This is a genomic window from Streptomyces sp. NPDC060000 (assembly GCF_042737375.1).
Classification (GTDB): domain Bacteria; phylum Actinomycetota; class Actinomycetes; order Streptomycetales; family Streptomycetaceae; genus Streptomyces.
The window spans coordinates 1-4,683 of record NZ_JBHWUU010000171.1 but is presented as its reverse complement, the minus strand read 5'-3'; the positions used below and the strand labels follow the sequence as shown (position 1 = coordinate 4,683).

The 4,683-nt window shown below is 69.9% G+C and carries 4 protein-coding genes; 1 reads left to right on the top strand and 3 read right to left on the bottom strand.

Annotated features, from left to right (window positions below; all coding sequences use genetic code 11):
- Window positions 1-128 precede the first annotated feature (128 nt).
- Complete coding sequence (locus ACFWBB_RS42430) at window positions 129-1,334, top strand: hypothetical protein (RefSeq protein WP_385284613.1); 1,206 nt, start codon at window positions 129-131, stop codon at window positions 1,332-1,334.
- 102 nt (window positions 1,335-1,436) lie between these two features.
- Here ACFWBB_RS42430 and ACFWBB_RS42425 read toward each other — a convergent pair whose 3' ends face one another.
- From ACFWBB_RS42425 to ACFWBB_RS42415, 3 genes are all read right to left on the bottom strand, one after another.
- Entirely contained in the window at window positions 1,437-1,658 is a 222-nt protein-coding gene (locus ACFWBB_RS42425; protein ID WP_385284611.1) for a hypothetical protein, read from the bottom strand.
- Between the two features lie 41 nt (window positions 1,659-1,699).
- Complete coding sequence (locus tag ACFWBB_RS42420; protein WP_385284608.1) at window positions 1,700-2,713, bottom strand: hypothetical protein; 1,014 nt, start codon at window positions 2,711-2,713, stop codon at window positions 1,700-1,702.
- 75 nt (window positions 2,714-2,788) lie between these two features.
- Window positions 2,789-4,582 carry a hypothetical protein gene (locus ACFWBB_RS42415; RefSeq protein WP_385284605.1) on the bottom strand — a complete coding sequence of 598 codons (1,794 nt, stop codon included), beginning with the start codon at window positions 4,580-4,582 and terminating at the stop codon, window positions 2,789-2,791.
- Window positions 4,583-4,683: the final 101 nt, after the last annotated feature.

Genomic DNA, 4,683 nt, shown 5'->3' with positions numbered 1-4,683 from the left:
CATCTCAACTCATCTCAACTCATCACGGTGATGAGTTGAGATGAGTTGAGATGGGATGGGATCGAGAGAGGCGGAAGCCGTGGTAAAACGGGCCCTCGTATGTCCGTAGCGGACCAGGAGCGAAGTCCATGAGCGAGCCCACAGCCGAGGCCCAGGCCGGGGAGAGCGCAGAACAGGTGACCTGCAAGTTCCCTGGGTGCGGGGATCCGCGGGAGCCGAAGAAGGACCTGTCGGCGCCCGGCCCGGCGCCGGAATACTGCGTCCGTCCGGACCACAACGCCGGCGCAGCGTGGCGGGAGAAGCGGAAGACCCGAAACGCCGCCAACAAGGGCAGCGCTGTGGAAGAACCAGAGACCGACAAGCCCGTCACGGACTCTGCGGCCGACGCCGTCAACGTCCGGGAGGACATCGTCCGTCTGCTGCACCAGCTCCCGGCGTCCCTGGAGCGCTACGTCACCCTGCTGCAGACGGTCACCGACCCGGAGGCGGCGGAGGCCCAGGTGATGGCCGTGGAGAGCGAGGCCAACACCCGGATCGCAACAGCGGAAGCCCGTGCAGACCAGGAGCGGACCGCCAAGCACGCCGCCCAGAAAGCGAAGGAGGCGGCCGAGGCGGAGATGGGCGCCGCCAACCAGGCGGCCGAGCAGATGGAGACAGAGCTCGAGGCTACGCGCGCCCAGTTCCAGGCCGACGTGGAACGGATCACCGCGGAAGCCAACGCCGAGATCGAACGCATCAAGGCCGAGGCAGAGCGCGACGTCCAGGAGGCGCGCGACCTGCAGGAGGAGAAGCGGCAGGAAGCCGAGCGCCTGATCAACGAGGCACGACGGACCGCCGAGACACACGTCAACGCTGCCCGCCAGGCCGCGGCCGACGAGATTTCCGCGATCCGCCGACGGTCCGCCGAGGAAGTCCAGACCGCGGAGAACCTGGCCGGGGAGGCGCGGGTCGAGGCCGATCGCAAGGTCACGGAGATGACCACGACGCTCGAGCAGGCGCAGGCCGCCGCGGCGGCCGAGGTCGAGGAAGCCAACGCCAAGGCCACGGTCGCGGAGACGCGCGCCGCGGAGGCCGAGGAGAACGGACGGCAGGCACTGCGGAACGCCGAGGCCATGGTGAAGGCCGCGAAGGACGCGGCCGATACCGTCCAGGCCGGGTTGACGGCCGAGCTCGAGCGCGCGAACAGGAGGCTGAGCGAACTGGACCCCCGCGTCGACACGCTACGCAACGAGCTGGACGGGGTGAAGGCCAAGCTCCGCGACGCGGAGGAGCGGGCGCGTACGGCCGAGGCCGCGCTGCGCGCCCGGGAGGAGCAGGACGGCACGGCCGAGTAGTCCGCCGGAACAACGACTTCCCCCGGCGCTGCGGCGCTACGGTGGTCACAGAAGGGCCCGGTACCGCATCCCCCGTCGGTACCGGGCCCTTCTACGTGGTCGTCAGTCGGTGGCGTAGTCGTGCTGGATCTCCTCGGCGCGGCCGGCGATGGTGTCGGCGGCCCGCTCGAGGGCGGCGGCGAACGGGTCGTACACCGCGGCGGTGATCCCGTCTCGCAGGTACTCGTCGACGGTCTTGCTTGCGGCGGCCGCGGCGAGCTGCACCTGGTCCCGCTCGGCGGCCGTGAGCGGCGCTGTGAGGGCCTGGGCCTGATCGACGTCCATGCCGGGACCGTACCAGCGCCCTGCGGGCCGCCGGGGGCCGTCTAGGTGGCGCTCTCCGTGGCCTGGCGCTGCGCGAGGAGCGTGCGGCGCATCGTCTCCCACCTGGTCGGCACCAGGTCGTCCTCCGACACGTTCTCGGCGTCCTGCTTGATCTGCACGTCGTCGGCGACACCCTTGTACCAGCGGCTGATGCCGCGCCGGTCGATGGGTACGCCGGTGTTGGGGTGCCAGCACGACAGCCACAGTTGCCGAGGGACGCCGCCGTGAAGGCGCAGGATCAGCCTGTTCCGACGGTCGAGCCAGTCCACGAGTCGGTGGCCGGTGTCGATGCTCAGGTCGATGATCTCGGGCTCGGGGGTCTTCCCGCGGTGCCCGCCCTGGGGCTGGCGGTACAGGGTGATGGTGCGGGTGGTCGCGGTGAGGACCAGGTTGTCGACGAGCATGGACTCGAGCTCGCCCAGACGCGGCAGGGCGTCGCGCATGACGCCCCACATGGCCAGGCCGCGGACGATGACGTCGGGCCGGTCGACCTCGGTCCACTGCCTGGCCTCTTCCTCCAGGTGCTTGGTGATGCGGTCAGCCATCAGCGGGGACACGGTGGGGCGCAGTCCCCACGGGGGAAGGTCGGGCGTCTCGAAGGGGATGCGGGCCTGTTCGGCGATGCGCTCGAGGCAGAAGATCCGGATCCGCTCGGAGGTGTCGTAGCTGGTGGGGTCCGTGGCGACTATCGGCGCGGTGCGCAGGTACCCGCCGCGGCCGTAAAGCAGGTACGCGTGTACGGCTTCCGGCGCGAGGAGGTCGGCGAGGGAGTCTCCGGCGGTCTCGGTCAGACCCAGGGGAAGCGCCAGGGCTAGCTCGCCGGCGACCCACTCGAGTTGCTGCATGCGGGAGTCCGAGACGACGTCCTTGTTGCCGCTGTTGACCGTGCGGAACGTGTCGAGGATCCGCTCGAGCTGGCGGAGGGCCGGGGCCAGGCTGGGCACGGCCTGGAGGGCGACCGCGTGCGTCACGGGGTCGCCGCTGGCGCTGAGGTGGCGGGCGGTCGTCAAGTCCATGGCATAAGAGTTTGCCCAATTCCAGCGGGTTCAGATGCACCCCGGCAGATTCAAGGGGGCGATCGTGATCCTGCTTCAGTTGAGCAGGCCGCGGCGGCGCGGAGGGTTGATCGGCTCGGGCTCGTACACGGTGAGCAGGGCGGCGTCGGCGCGGTCCGGACTTTTCATGCCGCGCTGCTTCATCGCCTTCTTCGACTCGACGACGCTGTAGCCGGCGGAGTTGGAGCCCAGGCGCGGGGTGGAGAGCTGGATGCCGGTCTGCCGGTCGACGCGGAGGCGGAGGCGGCCGAGGCCGGTCGACGGGTCGGGCTGCAGCAGGCCGCGGGTCGCGAGCCACATCTCGTCGCGCTTGCGGTACGGCCGCATCTGGGCGCCCGGGTCGTCCTGCTCGGGCGACTCGGACACCATCACGCCGACGATCTGCGCCTGGTGGCGGCCGGTGTCGGCCCAGCGCTTGAGCATCGACACGACGCCGTGACCGATGCCGTTCTGGTCGACCTTGACGCGCACGGCGTGCGGGGAACCGAGGGCGTTGGCGAGGAGCTGCGCGGCCTTGATCTCCTCGAGGACTTTCTCGGCGAGGAGGACCTGGTCGTCGTTGATGGTGCCGGAGGAGTGATAGCGGGTCTCGATGACGTCGCCGACGATGCGCGAGATGACGAACTCGTCGCCTCCGTCTGCGGCGACGTCGACGCCGAGACGGACCCAGGCGCCTTCCTTCACGGTGTGAGTGGCGGTCTCCTTCTCGATGCCGAGGTCACACACCCGGCGCCATCCGGGCCCGGTCGGGTCGTCGCTGGTCTGTGCGGCTTCCACCCACGTCACGGGGATGGTGAGGCCTCCCCCGCCCTTGGGGAACTTCGCGTGCACCTTGGCGATCACGTACGGATGATCGGGCCCGTACTCGCGGATCGTGCGGTCCACCCATTCCTGGTCCGGCAGGTGGATGGCGAGGGAGTGCGGGGGCACGCCGTCGGGGCAGTCGTTGCAGTACGGGACGCGCTCGCCGGTGATGGCCGGGGAGTCGAAGGTCGCGATCGGGATGGTGACGGTCGTCGGCTCCTCGGGGTCGTCGCCCTCTTCACACAGTCCCTCGAACCAGCTCCGCGGGTCGTCCATCGCCGGGTTGCCGATCGCGAGCATGCGCGCGTCACCGGTCAGAAGGTTGTTGGTGCCGTTGCCGATCATGCGGGCGATACCGCCGGCCTCGTCGACGACGATGAGGAGCTTCGGGGTGCCGTGGATGCCCTGCATGGCCGCTTCGTCGTTGTCCGGCGCGGTGAAGCCGTACGCGACCAGCACGTCATTGCCCCACTGATCAGGCATTTTCCACTGCGTCGTGTCGCAGTATCCGGGCAGGCCCGCGCGGGCGACCGTCTTCCTGATGTGGGGCCAGAACTGGTTACGGACCTGCCGGAAGCGGGTCGCGGTGGTGACGATGACCATCGTCCCGGGCGCGTTGACGGCCCCGGCCCACGCGACCAATCTCCCGGCGATCCATGTCTTCCCCACGCCGAAGCCGGCCGGGACGGCGATGCGTTTGTGGAACGGGACGGCGTCGACGATTTCCCGCTGCTTGCCCCAGATCGATTCGCCGAGGCAATCCTCGATGAACCCGGACGGGGTGTCGTGCCAGAGCCCGTACATGGAGCCGGTGGCCCGCTCGACTTCCCGCATGACGTACGGCCGCTCGCGGGCGCTGATCTCGTGCTTGAAGGCGCGGCGGCGGGCGGCGGCGGGGGCGCGCAGCAGGATGTCGGCGACGTTGGACGCGTCGCGGGAGACGACTCCGGGCCGGCGCGCCCTCTGCAGCTCCTCGCGTGCGGGGGCGACGCGGAGGCTCGAGGTCGGGGACTGCGTGCGGGACATGGGCGGAAGGTGCCGCCGACCGGCCGTTCACCAAGACGTTCGAGGGCAGTCTGGGCCTTGCCGTGGACACGACGGTTCCGGTCTACGACACCAACGGGATC